At 35.5% G+C, this 21,610-nt stretch carries 23 protein-coding genes; 14 read left to right on the top strand and 9 right to left on the bottom strand.

The features are described from left to right. Positions 1–129: 129 nt before the first annotated feature. The 5 genes from C3L50_RS05440 to C3L50_RS05425 all read right to left on the bottom strand — a co-directional run bounded on the left by C3L50_RS05440 (position 130) and on the right by C3L50_RS05425 (position 3,650). Positions 130–669 carry a DMP19 family protein gene (locus C3L50_RS05440; protein ID WP_103805154.1) on the bottom strand — a complete coding sequence of 180 codons (540 nt, stop codon included), beginning with the start codon at positions 667–669 and terminating at the stop codon, positions 130–132. A 74-nt stretch (positions 670–743) separates the two neighbouring features. Beyond that, entirely contained in the window at positions 744–1,349 is a 606-nt protein-coding gene (locus tag C3L50_RS05435) for a hypothetical protein (RefSeq protein WP_133158852.1), read from the bottom strand. 93 nt (positions 1,350–1,442) lie between these two features. Next, positions 1,443–1,607 (bottom strand): hypothetical protein, encoded by a 165-nt coding sequence (locus C3L50_RS16285; RefSeq protein WP_165783977.1) that lies wholly within the window; start codon positions 1,605–1,607, stop codon positions 1,443–1,445. An 11-nt stretch (positions 1,608–1,618) separates the two neighbouring features. Further along, positions 1,619–2,635: a PDDEXK nuclease domain-containing protein gene (locus tag C3L50_RS05430; protein WP_103805152.1), complete on the bottom strand. Its 1,017-nt coding sequence runs from the start codon at positions 2,633–2,635 to the stop codon at positions 1,619–1,621. A 100-nt stretch (positions 2,636–2,735) separates the two neighbouring features. Further along, positions 2,736–3,650: a hypothetical protein gene (locus C3L50_RS05425; RefSeq protein ID WP_103805151.1), complete on the bottom strand. Its 915-nt coding sequence runs from the start codon at positions 3,648–3,650 to the stop codon at positions 2,736–2,738. A gap of 242 nt (positions 3,651–3,892) precedes the next feature. Here C3L50_RS05425 and metG point away from each other — a divergent pair, with 242 nt between their 5' ends. The 6 genes from metG to C3L50_RS16280 all read left to right on the top strand — a co-directional run bounded on the left by metG (position 3,893) and on the right by C3L50_RS16280 (position 10,027). Further along, positions 3,893–5,953, top strand: a complete 2,061-nt coding sequence (metG, locus tag C3L50_RS05420) for a methionine--tRNA ligase (RefSeq protein ID WP_103805150.1) — start codon at positions 3,893–3,895, stop codon at positions 5,951–5,953. 69 nt (positions 5,954–6,022) lie between these two features. Then, complete coding sequence (locus C3L50_RS05415) at positions 6,023–6,709, top strand: HAD family hydrolase (protein ID WP_103805149.1); 687 nt, start codon at positions 6,023–6,025, stop codon at positions 6,707–6,709. A 307-nt stretch (positions 6,710–7,016) separates the two neighbouring features. Next, positions 7,017–8,249 carry a hypothetical protein gene (locus tag C3L50_RS05410; protein WP_103805148.1) on the top strand — a complete coding sequence of 411 codons (1,233 nt, stop codon included), beginning with the start codon at positions 7,017–7,019 and terminating at the stop codon, positions 8,247–8,249. A gap of 158 nt (positions 8,250–8,407) precedes the next feature. Continuing rightward, positions 8,408–9,037 (top strand): chloramphenicol acetyltransferase, encoded by a 630-nt coding sequence (locus C3L50_RS05405; RefSeq protein ID WP_103805147.1) that lies wholly within the window; start codon positions 8,408–8,410, stop codon positions 9,035–9,037. 155 nt (positions 9,038–9,192) lie between these two features. Then, positions 9,193–9,711 carry a ferritin gene (locus C3L50_RS05400; protein WP_103805146.1) on the top strand — a complete coding sequence of 173 codons (519 nt, stop codon included), beginning with the start codon at positions 9,193–9,195 and terminating at the stop codon, positions 9,709–9,711. Positions 9,712–9,853: 142 nt separating this feature from the next. Continuing rightward, on the top strand, positions 9,854–10,027 hold the full coding sequence (locus tag C3L50_RS16280; RefSeq protein ID WP_165783975.1) for a hypothetical protein: 174 nt from the start codon (positions 9,854–9,856) through the stop codon (positions 10,025–10,027). A gap of 48 nt (positions 10,028–10,075) precedes the next feature. Here the strand turns inward: C3L50_RS16280 and C3L50_RS05395 are convergent, their stop codons facing one another. Together C3L50_RS05395 and C3L50_RS05390 are read right to left on the bottom strand one after the other, a co-directional pair. After that, a complete protein-coding gene (locus C3L50_RS05395) occupies positions 10,076–10,504 on the bottom strand; it encodes an HRDC domain-containing protein (protein WP_103805145.1) in 429 nt (142 codons plus the stop codon). Positions 10,505–10,528: 24 nt separating this feature from the next. Further along, complete coding sequence (locus C3L50_RS05390; protein WP_103805144.1) at positions 10,529–10,861, bottom strand: single-stranded DNA-binding protein; 333 nt, start codon at positions 10,859–10,861, stop codon at positions 10,529–10,531. 232 nt (positions 10,862–11,093) lie between these two features. On the opposite strand from C3L50_RS05390, the gene C3L50_RS05385 reads away from it, so the two are divergent. From C3L50_RS05385 to C3L50_RS05355, 8 genes are all read left to right on the top strand, one after another. Next, positions 11,094–12,398, top strand: coding sequence for a TIGR00341 family protein (locus tag C3L50_RS05385; RefSeq protein ID WP_103805143.1), 1,305 nt, complete (start codon positions 11,094–11,096; stop codon positions 12,396–12,398). Positions 12,399–12,430: 32 nt separating this feature from the next. Then, entirely contained in the window at positions 12,431–12,976 is a 546-nt protein-coding gene (locus C3L50_RS05380; protein ID WP_103805142.1) for a YfiT family bacillithiol transferase, read from the top strand. A 108-nt stretch (positions 12,977–13,084) separates the two neighbouring features. After that, positions 13,085–13,435: a hypothetical protein gene (locus C3L50_RS05375; RefSeq protein ID WP_103805141.1), complete on the top strand. Its 351-nt coding sequence runs from the start codon at positions 13,085–13,087 to the stop codon at positions 13,433–13,435. Between the two features lie 18 nt (positions 13,436–13,453). Beyond that, the gene (locus C3L50_RS05370; RefSeq protein ID WP_243400346.1) at positions 13,454–15,820 is read left to right on the top strand and encodes a M28 family peptidase; all 2,367 of its coding nucleotides are present in this window, start codon (positions 13,454–13,456) and stop codon (positions 15,818–15,820) included. A gap of 156 nt (positions 15,821–15,976) precedes the next feature. After that, positions 15,977–17,836, top strand: coding sequence for an amidohydrolase (locus C3L50_RS05365; RefSeq protein ID WP_103805139.1), 1,860 nt, complete (start codon positions 15,977–15,979; stop codon positions 17,834–17,836). A gap of 49 nt (positions 17,837–17,885) precedes the next feature. Then, positions 17,886–18,092 carry a hypothetical protein gene (locus C3L50_RS16210; RefSeq protein ID WP_133158851.1) on the top strand — a complete coding sequence of 69 codons (207 nt, stop codon included), beginning with the start codon at positions 17,886–17,888 and terminating at the stop codon, positions 18,090–18,092. Between the two features lies 1 nt (position 18,093). Beyond that, positions 18,094–18,426: a hypothetical protein gene (locus C3L50_RS05360; RefSeq protein ID WP_103805138.1), complete on the top strand. Its 333-nt coding sequence runs from the start codon at positions 18,094–18,096 to the stop codon at positions 18,424–18,426. A gap of 198 nt (positions 18,427–18,624) precedes the next feature. Continuing rightward, entirely contained in the window at positions 18,625–19,149 is a 525-nt protein-coding gene (locus tag C3L50_RS05355; RefSeq protein WP_133158850.1) for a hypothetical protein, read from the top strand. 222 nt (positions 19,150–19,371) lie between these two features. Here the strand turns inward: C3L50_RS05355 and C3L50_RS05350 are convergent, their stop codons facing one another. Then, positions 19,372–20,487: an IS91 family transposase gene (locus C3L50_RS05350; protein ID WP_103805136.1), complete on the bottom strand. Its 1,116-nt coding sequence runs from the start codon at positions 20,485–20,487 to the stop codon at positions 19,372–19,374. Then, on the bottom strand, positions 20,466–21,245 hold the full coding sequence (locus tag C3L50_RS05345) for a tyrosine-type recombinase/integrase (protein WP_243400345.1): 780 nt from the start codon (positions 21,243–21,245) through the stop codon (positions 20,466–20,468). The genes C3L50_RS05350 and C3L50_RS05345 overlap by 22 nt, the downstream gene beginning before the upstream one ends. Positions 21,246–21,610: the final 365 nt, after the last annotated feature.

Below are 21,610 nucleotides of genomic sequence, written 5' to 3'. Positions count from 1 at the left end.
TTTTTTAAGAAAAGCTATATCACGAAGATTCGCAAAAGAGTCACAGAGATTCACGAAGTTTTCTATAATTATTCAAAATTCTTCGTGTTCTTTAGTTTTTTTCTTGGCGTGTCTTTGTGAAATAATTACCTATTCCCTCTTAATCTCGTGACCCACAAATTCTTCCAAAACTTCGAACATTTCGTCCACTGAAAGCACTTCGGTATCGGGATGAGATTTTAGGAAATTAGCATTCAAGGCGATTAGATTTTCATCCAATTCGAAGAAAGTATCATTTATCAACATATCTCGTACCGGGTTGACACCTTCGAATTTTCCTTTCAGGAATTTATCCAATTTAATGTTGCTCATCAAACGGATTTTTTTGGCATTTTCTTGAAATAAAGCCAAGTGTTTTTCGGCTCCAATCAAGGCCAATCCTTCTTCAATTAATTCGTTGAGTTCCTTGTTCCATTTGGAATCATGCACAAATTGGGCAAAGTTTCCCTGAATGTATTTCGAGGCATAATAATCCAGATAATAACTCATCAGGGCATCTTCGTGAATCAAGTCGTCGTCTATTTTTTCCTCTCGCATCAGGTTGATGACCGAAATATTGGAGTTGATGATGTCTTGAGGATTTTCGCTGTTGACTGCGGTTTCCGAGATAATGATTCTGCCGAATTCCATAGGGTTTGTGTTTGAAGGTTTGCGGCAAATTTCCGTTAAATAAAAGCAGAAAAGAAATTTATTGCCTTTTTATATTATTTATAGTTTCCTAAACCTAATACTAATCCGAGTCCGACATAATTGTATTTACCAAAATTGCCAAACAATTTTAATCCATAACCAAAATCTGTACCCCCCTTTTTACTGAAAAATTTTAAGTTAAACTCATAAGGAAAACCCAAAGTGGTTTTAGAATATATCTCGGTAGCATTGGATTTAAAAATACTGAAAGTGTTTACATCTACATATTCTGAATAAAAAAGCACTGACAATCCTGCACTTGCACTCAACGACATACCACCAAAAGGACGGTAAAAACCTACCGTAATTGGAAAACTATCCAAACGATAGTGCTTATAATAATTTAAATTTGTCCCTTCTTCCACATACTCCAAGCCTCCTTGTTTGTTATCCATAACATAACCAAAACCGAATAAAACATTAGCATACATTGCATTAATGCTTCCACCTCCTGCAAAACCATCGACATAACCAAAAGCGCCTCCTGCAAAGAGATCAAAATACCCAATTGAAGATTTGGCAGCGTTTTTTGGGATGCTATCATTAGAGAATTCAACTTGTGAAAAAATTGTACTCACCGTGAATATCGAAAAAAAACAACAAAAGTAGAACTGTCTCATATTGATTTCGATTAAGTTAATAACATACAGATAGTTAAAGGTATAAAAAATATCAACTCCAGTAAAGTTGTTATTCATTTATTATAATCGCATTTACCCTAAATCATCTGCCTTCTTTTGCTGATTCATTTTGGCAACCAAGGCTTTCAATCGTAAGGCTTTTTCTTTTTTCTCTTCTTGTAATTTAGCTTTTTTCCGATTGAGCAATTTGGTGTGCAAAGCCTTGTTTTTGGTGTTTTTTTCAGGTCCTTTGGGCATAGTTGATAGTCTTAGAATTTCTGATTCTTATCTTCTTCAAAATTTTCCAATTCTTTTTTTACTTCTTCTAGTAATTGTTTTTCGGTTGGAAGGTATAAATTGTATTGACTGGCTATGATGTTTTTATTGTTTTCGGGTAAGGAAAATTTAACCACACCATCGTTTTTATTGGCGCAAAGTAAGATTCCAATGGTTGGATTTTCGTTGTCGTTTTTCTCAATTCGATCGTAATAGTTGACATACATTTGTAACTGACCTATGTCTTGATGGGTCAATTTTTCGGTTTTGATTTCGATAATTACGAAGCATTGCAACAAGCGATTGTAAAAAACCAAATCCACAAAAAAATCATCCCCATCGATATGAATTCGTTTTTGTCTGGCGATAAAGGCAAAACCATTTCCCAACTCCAACAAAAAATCTTGCAGATGCGTAATAATAGCCGTTTCTAAATCTCTTTCATAGTAGGAAGCTTCCCGTTTTAACTCCAAGAATTCCAAAACCATTGGGTCTTTTATAATCTGTCTGGCATCCGATGGCAATTTTTCGTTTCTAGCCACCGCCAAAACGTCTTTTCTGTCGCTACTCATCAAAAGGCGCTCCCAAAGACTCGTATTTATTTGACGTTCTAATTGTCTGGATGTCCAATTATTTTTGACACTTTCGGCAATATAAAATTCTCTTTTGTCGTCATTATCAAGCGAAAGCAACAACTTATATTGTGTCCAATTCAATTGCGTCCGCAGTGCGGACACAATTGGGAAGGTGCGGTAAAACTGGCGATACCAATTTAATTGGCGATAAGAAAAACCACTTCCATATTCAGGTTGCAATTGCTCTGCAAGGAATTTTATCAAATAGGTTCCGTAATCGGCGCGGTCTTTTCCTTGTTGTTCTTCTTCAAAAATACGTTTGCCAATTGTCCAATACATAAGTGTTCGCTCATTGTCCACAGCTCTTATGGCTTTGTCTTGGGCAGTGGCAATAATCGCCTTTATATCTGGAATTATGGATTGATTTTGAAGCATTTGGAATGAATTATTGATGTGTTACAAACATACTGAAATTTAGGTAACTTATATTAAAAATTGAATTGTGTCCGCAGTGCGGACACAATTCAATTTTTAATCAATAATTTGTTAAAAATCTAAGTCTATCTTCTGAATTAAATAGATATATCTTTCCATTGAATTTTAAAACTTGCGATTCCTTTTTATTTTTATGAATGATTTTATCATTATTTTCATTTTCAAAATCTGTTATTTTTCCTTTTTCGTATTTAAAAAATTTAGAAATTTTTAAATCAAAAAAACCATTCGTTGCACTATCAGAAATACTTATTGTTGAATTTCGGGTTTCTTTTTCTAAAACATCTCCATCTAATGAATCACTGTTTTCAATTTGAATTGGATATGCATATACTAATTTTATAATTTTATTTCCATCCAATGCTAGTATAGAAAATTTAGTTTCATCATAACCAACATCGTGAGCACTTACATAATAAAGAGTTGATAACATGATTCCTGTAATATTTTCATTAAGTTTAATCAATTTTTTAAAAATTTCTGTTTTTTCAACTTTTAGAGCTTCATTTTCATAAACACAAGATTCATCATCTAGTACTTTATCAATTATCCTACCATTAGATTTATTGACAAACACATAGATTCTTTCGAGATAGTCACCATCATTTTCTTCCCAATTTTCAATACCCTCTTTCCATTTTTTAGCTACGTAAGTTATAGTAAAAAAAGCTGTTTCATCACTATAAACTATTGAACTTGTTTTATTAGTTTCAATATCCTCATATTTAATTTTCAAATTAGTTGCCACTTTTGACAACAAAACTAAATCCAATTCTTTGGAGAAATCTGAATCTTTTTCATAATTATAAATAGGTGTTTCTACTTCTTTTATTTCAGATTCTTTTGGAGTAATTACAACTGAATCTTGTATTTTTTCTGGTTCAATTGGTTTTTCACTTTTCCCGCAAGAAATTAAAAATAAAAGTGTTACAATTGTAAGAATCTGATTTTTCATAATTTGATGTTTCTCTAAAACAAGTCAAATATAACATTTTCTTACAAATATCAGTTCTGCAAACTAAAGAAAGTTATGGCAAAACCAAATCCCCTAGCCCCGATAGCAGTGAAAATCCTTTTGCTTTTTCCTTTAAAAAGCAAAAGATTGCAACGTATAGCGGGAAACAGCTCCTAATCCTTCGACTTCGCTCAGGATGACAATAAATAATTCCTTATTTTTGCAGCAAATTAAACTGAATTATGTTACAGAATCCAAAAAGATATACCATTACGGCGGCATTGCCTTACACTAACGGACCCATTCACATTGGGCATTTGGCGGGTGTTTACGTGCCTTCGGATATTTATTCTCGTTATTTAAGATTGCAGGGAAGAGACGTTTTGTTTGTTTGTGGAAGCGACGAACACGGCGTGGCGATTTCGATGAAAGCCAAAAAAGAAGGCGTTACGCCCCAGGAAGTAATCGACAAATACGATGGAATTATCCGAAAATCTTTCTCGGATTTTGGAATTTCGTTTGACAATTATTCCAGAACTTCGGCCAAAATTCATCACGAAACGGCTTCGGAATTTTTTAAAGCGCTGTACGACAAGGGTGATTTTATCGAGGAAGTGACCGAGCAATTGTATGATGCCAAAGCAGACCAATTTTTGGCAGACCGTTTTGTGGTGGGAACTTGCCCGAAATGTGGCAACGAAGAAGCCTATGGCGACCAATGCGAAAAATGTGGTTCGACCTTGAATGCCACGGATTTGATTAATCCAAAATCGACCATTACGGGAGAAACTCCTGTTTTGAAATCGACTAAACACTGGTTTTTGCCTTTGGATCGTTACGAAAATTTCTTGAAAGAATGGATTCTCGTTGGTCATAAAAATGACTGGAAACCCAATGTTTACGGACAAGTAAAATCCTGGATTGATGGTGGCTTGGAACCTCGCGCGGTAACTCGCGACCTCGATTGGGGAATTGATGTTCCTGTTGAAGGTGCCGAAGGAAAAAAATTATACGTTTGGTTTGACGCGCCAATTGGCTACATTTCTTCTACGAAAGAATGGGCTGCTAGAGAAGGAAAAGACTGGGAACCGTATTGGAAAGATCAGGATACAAAACTGGTTCACTTCATCGGAAAAGACAATATTGTTTTTCATTGCATCATTTTCCCGGCGATGTTGAAGGCAGAAGGAAGTTATATTTTACCGGACAATGTGCCTGCCAATGAGTTCTTGAATTTGGAAGGAAACAAATTATCCACGTCTAAAAACTGGGCGGTTTGGTTGCACGAATATTTGGAAGAATTTCCAAATCAACAAGACGTTTTGCGTTATGCTTTGACATCGAATGCGCCGGAAACCAAGGACAACGATTTTACCTGGAAAGATTTTCAGGCGAGAAACAACAACGAATTGGTAGCGATTTTTGGAAATTTCATCAATCGTGTGGTGGTGTTGACCAATAAATATTACGAAGGAATTGTTCCAACTCCAAACGAACTTTCGGAAGTGGACGAACAAACTTTGACCGAATTAAAAGCCTATCCAGCGGTGATTTCGAGTTCGATAGAGCGTTACCGATTCCGTGAAGCTTTGGGCGAATTGATGAATGTTGCCCGATTGGGAAATAAATATTTGGCCGACGAAGAGCCTTGGAAAATGGTAAAAACCGATCCAGCTCGCGTGCAAACCCAAATGTATGTGGCTTTGCAAATTGCGGCTGCTTTGAGTTCACTTTGCGAACCTTTCTTGCCTTTCACGGCTGCAAAATTATCCAGAATTCTTAATATCAAAAATCCAATAGATTGGAAAACGGTTGCTGATGATTCTGATTTAATTCCAGCCGGACATCAAATTGGCGAAGCAGAATTGCTTTTCGCCAAAATTGAAGACGAAGAAATCCAAAAACAAATAGACAAATTGGAAGCCACCAAAACCGCCAACACTGCCGAAAACAAAGTCGCAGAACCTCAAAAAGACCTAATTCAGTTTGAGGATTTTGCCAAAATGGATTTGCGTGTGGGAACGATTCTCGAAGCCGAAAAAATGCCGAAAGCCAACAAATTGCTAATCCTGAAAGTAGATACCGGAATTGACGTTCGCACGATTGTTTCGGGAATTGCCGAGAGTTTTAAACCCGAAGACATCATTGGAAAACGAGTGACTGTTTTAGTAAACTTGGCTCCAAGAAACCTTCGTGGCGTGGAAAGTCAAGGAATGATTTTGATGACCAACAACGCCGAAGGAAAACTGGTGTTCGTAAATCCAGATGCGGATGGTGTTGCGAATGGCGAAACGATAAATTAAAAATTAGCCACCAATTCACGAATTTAAAAAACTTTAAAAATTCGTGAATTCGTGGCAAAAAAAATAAAAATGAACCTAAAAGTAATTGCCTTCGACGCTGACGACACCTTGTTTGTAAACGAACCTTATTTTCAGGAAACGGAGAAAAAATTTTGTGGGTTGATGAGTGATTATTTGTCACATCAAGGGATTTCGCAGGAACTTTTCAAGATTGAAATAGACAATTTGAAAATCTACGGCTACGGAATTAAAGCGTATATTCTTTCGATGATTGAGGCGGCGATGAAAATTTCGAACAATACCATTCCTGTTGAAGTCATTGAAAAAATCATCGAATACGGCAAAGAATTACTCGAAAAACCCATCGAATTATTGGACGGCGTGGAAGAAACCTTGCAAGCTTTGCACGGAAAATATAAACTCGTTGTCGCGACCAAAGGCGATTTGTTGGATCAACGCCGCAAACTACACAATTCGGGATTAGGCCAGTATTTTCACCACATCGAAGTGATGTCGGACAAACAGGAAAGGGATTATTCGGATTTGATGAAACGTTTGGAAATTCAACCCGAGGAATTTTTTATGATTGGCAACTCGCTGAAATCGGATGTTTTGCCGGTTTTGGCACTTGGCGGACACGCCGTTCATATTGCGTTTCACACGACTTGGGCTCACGAAAGAATCGATTTCAAGGTGGAACACGAAAATTTTTATGCTTTCGAAAAAATAACCAACGTCTTGAAGATTTTAAGTTAAATGCAAAAAGGATTTTTCGAACAATTCACTCATTAGACTTAATTAAAAAAGTGCAAGTCAAAGTTTGAAATAAAATTCTAATAAATTTTTTTCTATTCCCCCCAAATTTTAAATCGTGTCAAATGAACTAATAAATTGGCACAATTTTAGTAAATGAAAAAGTATGAAAAAACTACTTCTTTTTTTGCTTCTAACATACAAATCAACATTGTTGGGTCAAACAATATTGACTTCTTTTCCATTAGATTTGACACATTCGAAAGAAAACAACTAAATCCTAACTGTTGAGAATATACGAACACACAATGTGTTTGTTTTTGCAACAGATAAAAAAAACATCACCATTTTAAAATACAATAGTGCTTTATTTCTAACCGATCAATATAGCTTACAAGTAAATCAAAACTGTAAATCATTGATTGGATATAGTTTTGGCGAAGATGGAAACCCAACTCTTTATTGGTCTTCGGAAGGATTTAATACTATTTTAATTGTCAAATATTATTTGGAAAACAAAACTTGTGAAATTTTAAATTTTAAATATTCTTTTTGGGATCAGGATGTAGTCGCATCATTTCAGAAGAATAATATGTTTTATATTCTTTCCAAATACAAATATAAGCAAGCACTAAATGTCCATACTTTTAGAGATAAAAAGGTAGAAGAAAGAATTTTTGACTTTTCTGGTTTTAAATTTCAAAATCAAAATACCCAATTCTTGACATTTAATCAAGTCATTATAAAAAATCCCATTGAAAAAATTGAAGTGGATGATTATAATCCTTTGTACAAAAGCACCAAAAAAAGTAAAGTATATATGCTGGAAGACGAAATTATTTTAACATTGGATCATAACTCAAAAAAGACCCAAGTATTTGAACTTAATTTGAAAAGCCACGATTTAAACGAAAAAACATTCATTCAATCAAGCCTTCAAACGCCCAAAAAAATAAGTAATTCATTCTATCAAGATGGCAAGCTTTACCAAATTAACGCCAGTGAATCGGAACTTTTGCTCGATATAAAAGATTTTAATACTAGCCAAACCATAAAAAGCGTTAAAGTCTCCGAAAATGAAACAATTTCTTTTAATAACTCCCCATTAGTCATTCAAAAAGACAACAGAAAACCAATAGAATTAAAAAAAACAAAAAAATTTCTTGAACATCTATTCCTTTTAGATATAGGTTTATCTGTTTTTAAAAAAAATCTAAATACTTTGATTGCTGTGGCTGGAACTCCAAAAGAGGAAGAACCTTATAAGCCATCTGCTTTGGATTACGAATTTTTTGGAGGAAACGTTCCCTACATCTATCATACTGAAAGTGTTTATTTTGAAAGCATATTGGATTCTAATTTTGAGTTCATACATCAAAAAGAAGAGCCTCATGCTATTGACAACATTTTTTATTTTTTAAACACAAATAAAAAAATAACATCAAAAAGCATATTAAAATTTAAAGATTTTTATATCTTAGGCTATTACGATGATATTGCAAAACAATATATTATGCGTAAATTTACAGATGGATTTTTTTGAGGAAAAACTTCCACTCGAAGCGATTTGATGATAGTCAACTCACAAAAATAGGTTCCGTTTCATACCACTTGGGCACACGAAAGAATTGATTTCAAGCTGCAACACGAAAACATTTACACCTTCGAAAAAATAATGAATATTCTAAAAATAATACAACTGTGAAAACCCTTTTAGATATAGAAAACTGGCCCAGGAAAGAACATTTTCAATTTTTCAAACAATTTGAAGAACCTTTTTTTGGTTTAACCCTTGAAATAGATTGCACCAAAGCCTATGCCACTGCCAAAGAATTAGAATCTTCCTTTTTTGTTTATTATTTGCACAAAACCCTGGTTGCCGTAAACACTATTGAATGCTTTCGGTATAGAATACATAACGATGCTATTTACGTTTACGACAGGATTGATGTTTCGGCAACTATACTGCGTGAAGACAACACTTTCGGTTTTTCGTTAATTGAATACTCTCCAAATTTTGAAGTTTTTACAAAAAACGCATTCCAAGAAATGGAAAGAATACAAAACACATCGGGACTTTTGACCCGTGAATTTCCAAACGATAATTTGATTCATTTTTCGGCTGTTCCTTGGGTTAATTTTACCTCACTTTCTCACGCTAGAAGCTATACCTTTCCGGATAGTTGCCCTAAAATATCTTTTGGAAAAATGATGATTGACACTAATGGGAAGAAAACAATGTCGATGTCTATTCACGCTCATCACGGATTGATGGATGGTTTTCACATCGGTCAATTTGTGGATTGCTTTCAGAAATTGATGAATCAATAATTTAGAATACTGTCTTTTTGATAAATTGGGTTCAAAAATTAACTTATTCGAATAAAATAACTCTCCTTTTAAAGAAATTACAAGGATAAAAATCTTTTTTAAACCAATCTATTCTTTGAATTATTTTAATTAAATTTGCTTAAAACAACAAAATTATGCTATCAAAAAATATAGAAGTCGCGTTAAACAAACAAATTCGCATTGAAGCCGAGTCTTCGCAAATTTATTTATCTATGGCTTGTTGGGCTGAAGTAAATGGATTAGAAGGTATCTCACAATTTATGTATGCACAGTCTGATGAGGAGCGTTTACATATGCTCAAGTTAATAAAATATGTTAACGAAAGAGGAGGTCACGCTCAAATTACAGAACTCAATGCTCCAAAAACTTCTTATGAAACCTTTAAAGGAATGTTTGAAGAATTATACAAACATGAAATTTTTGTTTCGAATTCAATTAATGAATTGGTTCACATCACTTTTCAAGAAAAAGATTATGCAACCCATAATTTCTTACAATGGTATGTTGCCGAACAAATTGAAGAAGAAGCCACTGCCAAAACTATTTTAGATAAAATTAATTTGATTGGAGATGACAAAGGTGGTCTTTATTTATTTGACCGAGATATTCAACAAATTGCTGTTACTGCAGGAACAGTAGCTGCACCAAAATAATTTGAATTTTCAAAAATTTTAATAAATACCTTAAAGAAATTGTTTTTCTATAAGGTATTTTTTTTGAAAATAAAATGACAAATCTTATTTAGAATAAATAAAAATAATATATCTTTGTGTTAGATTTTTAACCCTTCACAAGGTGAGCAAGAAAGAAAAGGAAAAAGAGAAAAAGAAGAAAAAGAAAAAAGATCTTCTTAGCAAAATCAAGAAAGCAGAAAACTGCAAATCTACTTGTTGCGAAAAATATAAAAAAAGCGAAAAGAAACGTTGCGATCGCTGTCCTATGCACGATCTATTCAAAAAAGTTTCCTAAATACAAATGCCCTCCGAATGAGAGGGCATTTTTTTTTAATAGTTAATTCTACAAAGCGTTCAAAAGAGAAATAATATCATCTCCATAATTAGCAGTCCTAATTTCTCCAAAACTTTTAATTCGTTTAAGCTCATCTAAAGTTTGTGGTTTTGCTTTTGCAATTGAAGCCAAATGAGAATTATGGCAAATTCTAAAGCCAGACCAGCCTAATCGTTCAGCCAATTCATTTCTCCATTGTCTTAAAGCCGAATAAATTTTCTTTTCTTCGACCGTTAATTCACTTAAATCAAACGAAGACTTAGTTTCTTTTTTAGGTTCATAAAAAACAACGGCCGACCAAAAATCTACAGTTGAAGTAGTTACAAAATTTGTTGAAGTAAGTTTTACCTCAACAGAGTCTAGAAACTCATTCATTTTGTTCTGATCTACCTGACAAAATTCTTTGCTGAGGCGAATGTTGAAAACTTTGATATTCATGACAAACTAATTTAAAGGATTAGACTATTTTCCTAAAAGCAGCACTTCATTAGCCACTACCTCGGTGATGTATCTTTTCTCTCCGTTTTTATCAAGATAATCACTATAGGTCAACTTTCCTCCTATGGCAATTTCCTTGCCTTTGGTTACATATTTTTCGATAATTTCAGCAGTTTTTCCCCAGGCTTTCACTTTGTGCCATTCGGTTTTTTCTACCTTGTCTCCGTTTTCTTTGTAATAAACTTCATTGGTTGCCAATGTAATATTAGCTACTTTTTTTCCTCCATCAAAAGTTTTGATTTCTGGTTCTTGTCCTACGTGACCGATTAATTGTACTGAGTTTTTCATTGCATTCATGGCGTGTAAAATTTAAATTGTTTATATATAGTTTGTTGAATGACTCGTTCCAATCAACAGGGCAAAGATGCGACAGCTCTAAAATTTTATTCGGTTGATAACTGCTTACTTTCGGTTGTAACTATTTGTAACCGTTTGTAAATGGAAATTATTTACTATATTTGATTGATTTATAAAGAATTATTGATTTTTTATACGTTAACAAATTTCAAGTAAAAATCATAAAAAAGAGATGCTTCATAAAATATTAAAATTTACCGACCTTCATTCTGGAGAAGAAGACAAGAAAAAAGTTTTAGAAAATGTAAAATCTAATATCTCATTTCGGGGTTCAAACTTGTGGATTTTGGCCTGCGCTATTGTGGTTGCTTCGATCGGATTGAATGTAAATTCAACAGCTGTGATTATTGGGGCAATGCTCATTTCACCCTTAATGGGACCAATTATTGGTGCTGGATTTGGACTCGGAATGTATGATTCTGAATTGGTGAAGAAAGCATTAAAAAATCTTTTAATAGCCACAATCGTTAGTTTAGTCGTTTCGACAACCTATTTTTATTTGAGTCCTTTCAAAGAAACTCAATCGGAATTATTAGCCAGAACTTCGCCTAATATTTATGATTTATTGATTGCCTTTTTTGGTGGTCTTGTAGGAGTGATTGCTATCACAAGAGTCGAAAAAGGAAACCCGATTCCGGGAGTTGCCATCGCAACAGCATTAATGCCTCCTTTGTGTACTGCTGGATATGGATTGGCCATTGGCAACCTAAAATTCTTTTTGGGCGCTCTGTTTTTATACACCATAAACTGTGTCTTTATTTGCATTTCAACTTTTCTAATCGTTAAATATTTAAAATATCCAGCAGTAAAACAAGTCGATGTCAAACGTCAAAAACAAATAAAATATGGCATTTCTGCCTTGACTCTAGCCTTAATGTTACCCAGCATCTTTTTTGCTTATACCCTATTTGATGAGAAAAAAACGAGTCAAAAAATCAATCTTTTTATTGAAAATGAATTTACAAATAAAGGTTATACTATTTTGTATAAAAACATAAATCTAAATACCAGTCCTAAAAAAATTGAACTTGCTTTTTTAAGACAAAAATTTAATACTAACGAAATTAAGTCACTTAACAAATCCCTAAACAATTATCAAATTGAGAATACAGAATTGCATATTAAACAAGATACAATAGACATAAAAAAATATATTATTGACCAAATCCAATCTGGAAAAACAAATTTGGACACCAAAGACATCACAATCAATCAATTGAAAAATGAAATTGCATCCAATACATACAACAATAAAGAATTACTGGAAGAAATAAAAATCATTTTCCCCCAAGTCGAAAACATCTCGATATCCAATCATAGCTTTATTAAAAATAAAGACAGTGCTTATGTTCGCCCCGTTTTAATTTACGATTCTAAGACCAATTTAACTGATGAATCCAAACAAAAACTAAAGTTGTGGTTGCAAAAAAGACTCTCCAAAGATAAAATTGAAATTTATAAACAAGAAACCAATTAACAGATAAGGATTGTTTCTAAAATTAAAGAAAAATGAACCTTCAAACCCTCGAAAAACTAAAATTCCCAATTGGTGAATTTCATAAAACCGATTCTATTTCAAAAACTGATATAGAAAATTGGATTGCCACTATTGAAGCTTTTCCATCCAAAATAAAAAGTCTGACCCAAAGTCTTTCTATCGAAGAATTGAACTGGATTTACAGACCAAAAGGATGGTCGATAAAACAAGTCGTGCATCATTGTGCCGACAGTCATATGAATAGTTTGATTCGATTTAAACTGGCTTTAACCGAAGATGTTCCCGACATAAAACCCTATGAAGAGCAACTTTGGGCTGAACTCGCCGATGGCAATTCGAATGATATTTCTCCATCACTTCAAATCATCGAAGGTGTTCACGCTCGTTGGGTGCTACTTTTGAAATCTTTTGGAACAAAAGAATTAAAGAAACAATTCTTTCATCCTGGCAATATGAAAATAGTTAGTTTGGAGGAAAACATTGGGGTTTATGCTTGGCATTGCAACCACCATTTGGCACATATTGAACAAGCCTTGTTGTATAAAGGTCAGTTTTAAGAAATAAATGTCAAACCATTAAGAACATTAAGGCTCAATAAGAAAAAACAAAACTTAATTTTCTTAATGCTCTTAATGGTTTAAAAAAAACGGTAAAAAAGAAAAACTATGAACAAAACCTGCCTAGAATGTGGAGACAAAATTGTGGGTCGAGAAGACAAAAAGTTTTGCAGCGATGGTTGTCGCAATGCCTACAACAACAAAATTAACAAAGACAGCACCAATTTTATGCGCAACGTGAACAACAAATTGCGCAAAAATTACCGCATTCTATCGGCATTAAATGTGGATGGAAAAGGAAAAACCACCAAATCAAAACTATTGAGCAAGGGATTCGATTATGAGTTTTTTACCAATATTTTGCAGACCAAAACAGGAAATACCTACTATTTCGTGTACGACCAAGGCTATCGCGCATTGGAAGACGACTATTATATGCTAGTCAAAAAAGAAATTTAGAACCCAATTCTATCCCCGATGAAAAAAAACTATTCCTCTATATTATCCGTATTATTTATTCTTGGTTTCCTTGGATTTGTCTTCTTCACGATGATGCCTCAATGGACATCGGCCGAAGATGATTCGCTTTCGGAGTTTTCGACCCAAAGAGCTTTGGAACAAGTGAAAAACATTTCGCAAAAACCGCATTTTGTAGGTTCCGAAAATCACGATGTCATCGCAAATTATTTGGTAAAAGAACTCCAAAATATGGGTTTGGAAACTTCCATTCAAGAAGGGAATTCCTTTTCGGATTGGGGAACTTTGACCAAATGCAAAAATATTCTAGCTCGAATAAAAGGTAGCAACAGCAACAAAGCCTTGCTCCTGCTTTCGCATTATGACAGCGCACCGCATTCCTATTCTTTCGGCGCGAGCGATGCTGGTTCGGGCGTGGCAACGATTCTCGAAAGTATTCGCGCTTTCGTTTACAACAAAAAACAACACAAAAACGACATCATCATTCTGTTTACCGATGCCGAAGAATTGGGATTGAATGGCGCGGCACTTTTTGTAACCCAACATCATTGGGCAAAAGAAGTCGGTTTGGTCTTGAATTTTGAAGCCCGAGGAAGTTCCGGCCCAAGTTATATGTTGATGGAAACCAATGCCGGAAATGCCGGATTGGTCAACCAATTTGCTGCTGCCAACGCCCAATATCCCGTTTCAAATTCCTTGATGTACAGCGTTTACAAAATGTTGCCCAACGACACCGATTTGACAGTTTTCAGGGAACAAGGCAATATTCAAGGCTACAATTTTGCCTTTATCGACGGGCATTACAATTACCACACGGCGCAAGACGACCTCAATCATTTGAGCAAAAATACCTTGGCACATCAAGGAAAATACCTGATGCCGTTGTTGGATTATTTTTCGAATGCCGATTTGAACAGCACCCAAGCCACTGAAGACAACGTTTATTTTTCGATTCCATTTAGTTTCATCAGTTATCCATTTAGTTGGGTTTGGCCAATGGTGATTATCGCATTGGTAATCTTGCTTTTTTTGATTTTCATTGGCATTGGCAAACGCATTTTGTTTTTTCCTGAAATGGCGAGAGGATTTATTCCGTTTTTGGGATCACTAATCGTTTCTGGATTAGTTACTTTTTTGGGATGGAAATTATTGCTGATTCTCTATCCACAATACAACGATTTGCTCAACGGATTTACTTATAACGGACACGATTATATTGCGGCTTTCACGCTGTTGAGTTTGGCTTTTTGCTTTGCATTTTACCAAATTTTCTCTTTCAAAAAAGTGACGATGAACCATTTTATCGCGCCATTATTCTTTTGGATTCTCATTAATGGATTGCTGGCTTTCTTCCTAAAAGGCGCAGGATTTTTGATTATTCCCGTTTTCTCGGGATTGCTGATGTTGGCTTCTTTTGTATTAACTCAAAAGTCGAAATGGGTTTTGAACCTCTTTTTGGGCATTCCGGCCTTGCTGATTCTTGCTCCATTTATCCAAATGTTTCCGATAGGTTTGGGGCTTAAAGTTTTGTTTGGCAGCGCCATTCTAACCGTCATTGCTTTTGGATTGTTGTTGCCCATTTTTGGCTCGTTTATACGAAAAGGAAAAGCTTCGTTACTGTTTCTTCTACTGGCAATTGGATTTTTCGCCAAAGCCCACTATTTCTCGGGTTATGAAGCAGGGAAAGCCAAATCCAATAGTTTGGTTTATATTTTGGATGCCGACAAAAACAAGGCCACTTGGGCTACTTATGACACCAATCTCGATGAATGGACCAAAACCTATTTAGGCCAAAACCCTAGAGATGCCGCGGCATTAAGCTCCATTTCTTTGCCCAGCAAGTACAATTCTTTTTTTACTTTCACTGCCAATGCACCAATGAAAGTGCTGTCGAGACCAAGCATCGAATTCCTGAAAGACAGCATTATTGGCGGCAATCGCTATTTGAAAATCCGAATCACCCCCACCCGAAAAGTGAATCGTTATGATGTTTTTGCCAATGAAAACCTAGTTATTCAAAACTTCAAGGCCAATGGTTTGTCTTTATTGGGACAAAAAGGTTCCAAATACGAACGAAAAGGCAAGAAATTGTTGAGCTACTATGTGGTGGATCAACTTCCATTGGAAATAGAATTTAGCGTTGCCACTTCGAGTGTTTTGAATTTGGATTTACTGGAAAGTTCTTTCGACTTGATGAATAATCCATTATTTACAATGGCAAAAAGAGCCGATTGGATGATGCCGACGCCTTTTGTGTTGAATGATGCCGTGATTATTAAACAGAAAATAAAACCTTCGCCAAAAACGGTTAAACCGATTTTTGTGAATGCTGGAAATGCGGTTATAAAAGATAGTTTGAGAAAATGATTATAGACTTTTTAAATAAAAAAAACATTTATAATTACAATTCATATTTTTATATCTTCACAAAAAAATCTTTAACCATATCATTTTAAGCGAATTATCTATATTTAAGCTTTAATTTTTTTTACACGGAATATTAACCAACTTGTTTTACACATTATGAAAAAAACATTTTTATTGCCTATTATTTTATGTTTCTTCTACAACATAAATAGCTCCGCCCAGACACTACAAGATATGAGTAGTATTATGACTGCTGATAATCAAATTGTAATTTATACTGCTAAGGAAATTATTACTATGGATTCTTCAAGACCAAAAGCTGAGGCTGTGGCAGTACAAAACGGAAAGATTCTAGCCGTAGGGACTAAGGAAGAAGTAAGCAAAATATTAGGTGATAAAAAAGCACGATTGGATAAAACATTTAATGATAAAGTCATAGTGCCTGGATTTATTGCACAACACGACCATCCTGTTTTAGCAGCACTAACTATGGCTTCTGAAGTACTTTCCATAGAAGATTGGGAATTGCCTGATGGAACTGCAAAAGCAGTCAAGGATAAAAATGATTTTATGACTCGTTTAGCTGCCGCTGAGAAAAAAATGGAGGATCCCGAGGAAGCCTTGGTTACTTGGGGCTATCATCCCAATTTTTATGGCAAGCTTACCAAAGCTGATTTAGATAAAATCAGTACGACTAGACCTATTTTGGCTTGGTTACGTTCTTGCCATGAAATGGTAATGAATAGCGTTGCTCTTGAAAAATATGGGGTGACTTCCGATTTAATAAAAACCTGGGGCGAAACCCCACAAAAACAATCGGTATTAGCTGAAGGCCGTTTTTGGGAACAAGGTATGTTTGCCGTAGCACCTAAAATAGCAACGGTTTTGGCCACCCCTGAAAAACTACAAAAAGGCTTATTCATCACCAGAGATTACATGCATTCTAAAGGAATTACTTTTGGGAATGAACCTGGAGGAATTTTAGTAAAACCTTTGCAAGATGGCGTAAATAGAGTGATGTCATCGGATGAGATGCCTTTCCGTTGGAGTTTTATGGCCGATGGAAAAACCTTATGCGATAAATACAAAGATGATAAGCAGGTAATTGAAGAAGCAGAGAAATTGGAAAGTTGGTACAATGGAAGAACATCTTTGGCAAAAAAACAAGTGAAACTGTTTTCAGATGGTGCTATTTATTCTCTTTTAATGCAAGTGAGAGAACCTTATACTGACAAACATCACGGCGAATGGATGACCGATTTACCTGTTTTTGAACGTGCTTTTAAAATATTTTGGGATGCAGGGTATCAAATTCACGTTCACGTAAATGGTGATGCCGGTTTGGATCGCGTATTGAATACTTTAGAAAAAAATCAAAAAGCGAATCCTCGTATTGATCATCGTACAGTGATTGTTCACTTTGCTGTAAGTGCGAAAGATCAGGTTGACCGATTGGCTAAATTGGGTTGTATCGTAAGCGGAAATCCATATTATCCTGTAGCCTTGGCAGATAATTACAGTAAAAATGGTTTAGGTCCAAAACGAGCAGAAAGCATGGTACGTATGGGAGATGTAGAAAGAGCTGGGGTGTCTTATTCTTTCCATAGCGATATGCCTATGGCACCAGCAGACCCTTTATATTTAATGTGGTGTGGAGTAAATAGATATACAACAGGAGGCCGCGTAGTTGCTCCCGAACAAAAAGTTTCCAGAGAAGGAGCCTTAAAATCTGTCACTATTGACGCAGCATATTCCTTAAAGGTGGAAGATCAAATGGGATCACTTGTGGTTGGAAAATTGGCTAATTTCACCATTCTTGAAGAGAATCCCATTAGTTGTGATGCCATGAAAATCAAAGACATCAAGGTTTGGGGTACGGTTTCTGAAGGAAGAAAACAACCTGTTGGCGGTAAGTCCACCAAAGTATTATTGGGCTTCAATACAAGTGAACTCGATGACTTTTCGCAAGGTGCTTTAGATCATGTTTTGAAAATTCTAGCGGCACACGAAGATTAAAAATTCTAGTCAATTATCATGTTAAGAATATTTCAAATAGGATGGGTTGTTGGCTTATAGTCTGGAATATGTACCAATTATAGTACCCGTTTTAGCAATGCACATTTCAAGTCATTTTAGTGTCGTGAATACAAAAGGTTTGGAACTTTTGAAAATTAATGCCTCTAAACCAGATTCCAAAGGAGGATTGATTCCTCGTATGCCGAAAAGTAAAAAACCTAATGTTGTGTTGGAAGAACTGGCAGGTATTCCTTAATATGCTAAAAATTCTTATCCCAAAAGATGCTAAAATTGGAGATTATTTTATGGATAAAGGGCAAGAAATGGCACTAAGTTATTATACCACTTCGAGTGTTTTGAATTTGGATTTACTGGAAAGTTCTTTCGATTTGATGAGCAATCCGTTGTTTCAAATGGCAAAAAGAGCCGATTGGATGATGCCAACGCCTTTTGTTTTGAATGATGCCGTGATTATTAAACAGAAAATAAAACCATCGCCAAAAACGATTAAACCAATTGCCTTGAATGTTGTAAATGTAATTCAAAAAGATAGTTTGGGGATTGAAAAAGACAGTTTGAGGAAACCGTAATAATATATAATCACAAATTGTGATGACATATAAACAGTAGAAATACAATTCCAGCAGGAAATTAATAGCTATATTAGCTGAAAAACAGAGCTATTTGTGGCACAAAGTCAACCCAAATTGGGCGGATTGGAGCCATTTTATGGCTGGTATATACAAGTTAGCAGTAATAATTCAGAACAAAAATTCTAAATAGAACTTATGAATAAAAAAGCCAAAAGATGGCTATTAATATTATGCTTTTTGTCAATTTTAGTTTTCTTGTTTTTTAAATTTAATGAGAGAATTAAATTGGTAGAATTGACTTCAATTAATGTCGAAACAGAAAACCAATTGGATGTTGAAAAAGTAATAGTTTATCAAGGTTATTATACAATAAACAGAAAAAGTGACGCCGAAATGTTTGACGACAAATATGACAAAGTTGTGTTTGAAGGAAATGGAACTGGAAAAATTAAAACGGAATATGGAGAAAATGATTTTTTAGTAACCTATGACAATAAATATTATTTCCAATTTAGACAGATTTGTACAAACGACAATGACCATTACAAATACAATCTCAAGATTTTAAAGAAAGACAACAGAATTTATTTAAAAGCAGACATTGATGGTGGAATGAACTTTGAAAGAGAAATGAACCTGATAAGCAATGCAGGAAAATTGAGATGTAATAAAATGATTGATGATGAAAAAGGTCATTACAATGGATTGGAATTAGATTAAAATTACTACTGCTAACAGCTAGAGTTTCGTTGCGTGCGCAGCACGAACAATGAGACTCGTGTTGAACGGAACCGAGTACCTGCCGTTAACACTATGGACTTATCGTAAAGTTTTGAGAGAGAATAGTAAGAGGATTTAGTGTCCTCTTTTTTTTGGTGTAGTTTGAGCTTGGTTTTCTTGTGTTTTCCTTCACTTTTGGGCATACCTACCCTTACCCATAAATTAGCTTTTACAGGGAATTGAGTTTTGGCCTCCGCCAAGATACCAAGCAGGCGGACCACGCTGGTCAAAAACGGCTATCCGGTGCAAATTGCCTGTTTTGCAACAAGGACACTTGGGCAAAAAGGGCTTCTTTTCTGCTTTTTCCAAGACTTTTACTTGAAGTTTTTCTTGTAAAAGTTTCAGCTTCTCGCGCTTCCAAGTGCTGCTCAAAAAACCATAATGACGGATTTTTACAAATCGTTTGGGCAAAATATGCAAGGCAAACCGTCTGATAAATTCCTGATGCGTGAGCTTCATTTGTTTCTTGACGCCCGCTACTCGATAATCTTTGTAGTCAAAAGTCACATTTTCGCTGTCAATACTTTTGATTCTGTTATTGCTAATGGCAATTTTATGGGTGTATCGCCCCAGATATTCCACCACCGACTTGGGACTTCCAAAAGGTTTTTTGGCAAAAACTACCCAAGGTTTCTGCCATAATTCCTGCCGAATCCGTTCGTATTTTATAGGCTCTTTCGCTTTTAGTTTTTGGCAATATTTAGCCCTAAACACTTTCGATAAGGCCTTGACTGGAAACAGGAATTTGCCATCGGTTTTACTATTTTGCCATTGCCCTCCTTTATGGATTCCACCTCCTGGAACAATACAATGCAAGTGCGGATGCAAACTCAATTGTTGTCCCCAAGTGTGCAAAACGGCAATCATTCCCATTTGCATTTCCTTGGCTTTGCCAAAGGTTTGCAGGGTTTCCCAAGTCGCTTCAAACAAGGTGTCATATACGATTTTTGGATGATTTATTGCCAAAGAATTGATGCTCTCTGGCAAAGTAAAAACCACGTGGAAGTAAGGAACTGGCAAGAGTTCTGTTTCTCGTTTGTCAATCCACTCTTCTCGATTCCTACCCTGACACTTGGGGCAATGTCGGTTTCTGCAAGAGTTGTAACTGATGCTTAGATTTCCGCAACCATCGCAAGCATCGATATGACCGCCTAAAGCTGATGTTCGACATTTTTTGATGGACGATAGCGTACGTAGTTGCCAAGTGTTTAAACCTAGATTTTCTATCTTTGTTCCTAACTGCCCAAGTACATCCGCTACTTCAAAGAGCCGCTGCATTTTTTAAAAAGGCTATCTAATGGACTAAAAATGCGTTGGCTTTCGAGTTGGGCAATCTGTAAATACTCTAAGGTAGTTTCTAAATTTTGGTGTCCCAAAAGATCCTTAAGGGTAATAATATCCATACCGTCTTCGAGTAAATGTGTGGCATAACTGTGGCGCAGTGTATGGACATGAACTTCCTTTTTCACACCCGATGCCTTAGCCACTTGCTTGACCGCCCATTGTACACCACGCTGACTGTAACGACTATCAAAATCACCTCCAGCCCGTTCAATAGGTTGACCGTTGAAGATATAATCCTGGGGTTTTTCGGCTTCGATGTACTTTTTGAGCCCTCGAATCAAGTGTTCCGATAGCGGAACATAGCGGTCTTTTTTGCCTTTGCCCTGCACTACTTTGAGCTGTCTTCTATCGAAATCCAAATCCTGTAATCGTACGCTTCGAACTTCCATACAACGCAATCCACAACCATAAAGCAAACCAATAAGAATGCGGTGTTTGAGTAATTTTGCATTTTGCAACATTGCCCAAACTTCTTCCTTGCTCAATACAACGGGAAGCGTTTTCTCATGTTTTATCGAGGGCAAACGCAGAAATTCATACGGTAATCCTTCGGATTTGAGCAGAAATCGAAGACCGTAAACACAATGTTTAAAGTAAGTTTGCGAGGGGGTTTTGGACTTTTTTTGTTGGTAAAACAAGTAGTCCTGAACTTGTTCGGGGTCCAGCTCCGTTGGGATTTTTCCAAAATACAATGAAATTGAAGCTACATGACGGGAGTAATTATTGAAAGTACTTTGGCTTCTGCCTAAAACCGAAATAGTGCGCTCAAAACGATTTATGAGTTCCTCAAATCCCGGAACTTCTCGCTTGGCTTGGTTTAAGATTTTGTTCTCTCTTAAATCTTCAGGATGCTTTTTTTTGTTGTCATAGTTTACGAATTTTAATTATCTTCGTAAGGTACTAAATCATCGCGAGTGCTACCGAAGGTTTAGTTCAACAGCGGTAGCTGTTGCGCAACCTCACTCAAAAACTAAACTTTCAGAATCAGTATAAAAAACAACCTCGTTTAAGCACATTTAAGCGAGGTTTATTTTTGGTTTTATGTTGTAGTTTTTAA

The organism is Flavobacterium alvei (assembly GCF_002920895.1).
GTDB lineage: Bacteria > Bacteroidota > Bacteroidia > Flavobacteriales > Flavobacteriaceae > Flavobacterium > Flavobacterium alvei.
The sequence above is the reverse complement of the archived record's forward strand: the minus strand, read 5'-3'. Positions and strand labels throughout refer to the sequence as shown.

Excerpts from the sequence above, each read along its gene's own strand:
- C3L50_RS05440 (WP_103805154.1), bottom strand. The coding sequence starts at position 669 with ATGGAATTCGGCAGAATCATTATCTCGGAAACCGCAGTCAACAGCGAA.
- C3L50_RS05435 (WP_133158852.1), bottom strand. The coding sequence starts at position 1,349 with ATGAGACAGTTCTACTTTTGTTGTTTTTTTTCGATATTCACGGTGAGT.
- C3L50_RS16285 (WP_165783977.1), bottom strand. The coding sequence starts at position 1,607 with ATGCCCAAAGGACCTGAAAAAAACACCAAAAACAAGGCTTTGCACACC.
- C3L50_RS05430 (WP_103805152.1), bottom strand. The coding sequence starts at position 2,635 with ATGCTTCAAAATCAATCCATAATTCCAGATATAAAGGCGATTATTGCC.
- C3L50_RS05425 (WP_103805151.1), bottom strand. The coding sequence starts at position 3,650 with ATGAAAAATCAGATTCTTACAATTGTAACACTTTTATTTTTAATTTCT.
- metG (WP_103805150.1), top strand. The coding sequence starts at position 3,893 with ATGTTACAGAATCCAAAAAGATATACCATTACGGCGGCATTGCCTTAC.
- C3L50_RS05415 (WP_103805149.1), top strand. The coding sequence starts at position 6,023 with ATGAACCTAAAAGTAATTGCCTTCGACGCTGACGACACCTTGTTTGTA.
- C3L50_RS05400 (WP_103805146.1), top strand. The coding sequence starts at position 9,193 with ATGCTATCAAAAAATATAGAAGTCGCGTTAAACAAACAAATTCGCATT.
- C3L50_RS05395 (WP_103805145.1), bottom strand. The coding sequence starts at position 10,504 with ATGAATATCAAAGTTTTCAACATTCGCCTCAGCAAAGAATTTTGTCAG.
- C3L50_RS05390 (WP_103805144.1), bottom strand. The coding sequence starts at position 10,861 with ATGAATGCAATGAAAAACTCAGTACAATTAATCGGTCACGTAGGACAA.
- C3L50_RS05385 (WP_103805143.1), top strand. The coding sequence starts at position 11,094 with ATGCTTCATAAAATATTAAAATTTACCGACCTTCATTCTGGAGAAGAA.
- C3L50_RS05380 (WP_103805142.1), top strand. The coding sequence starts at position 12,431 with ATGAACCTTCAAACCCTCGAAAAACTAAAATTCCCAATTGGTGAATTT.
- C3L50_RS05375 (WP_103805141.1), top strand. The coding sequence starts at position 13,085 with ATGAACAAAACCTGCCTAGAATGTGGAGACAAAATTGTGGGTCGAGAA.
- C3L50_RS05370 (WP_243400346.1), top strand. The coding sequence starts at position 13,454 with ATGAAAAAAAACTATTCCTCTATATTATCCGTATTATTTATTCTTGGT.
- C3L50_RS05365 (WP_103805139.1), top strand. The coding sequence starts at position 15,977 with ATGAAAAAAACATTTTTATTGCCTATTATTTTATGTTTCTTCTACAAC.
- C3L50_RS05360 (WP_103805138.1), top strand. The coding sequence starts at position 18,094 with ATGCTAAAAATTCTTATCCCAAAAGATGCTAAAATTGGAGATTATTTT.
- C3L50_RS05355 (WP_133158850.1), top strand. The coding sequence starts at position 18,625 with ATGAATAAAAAAGCCAAAAGATGGCTATTAATATTATGCTTTTTGTCA.
- C3L50_RS05350 (WP_103805136.1), bottom strand. The coding sequence starts at position 20,487 with ATGCAGCGGCTCTTTGAAGTAGCGGATGTACTTGGGCAGTTAGGAACA.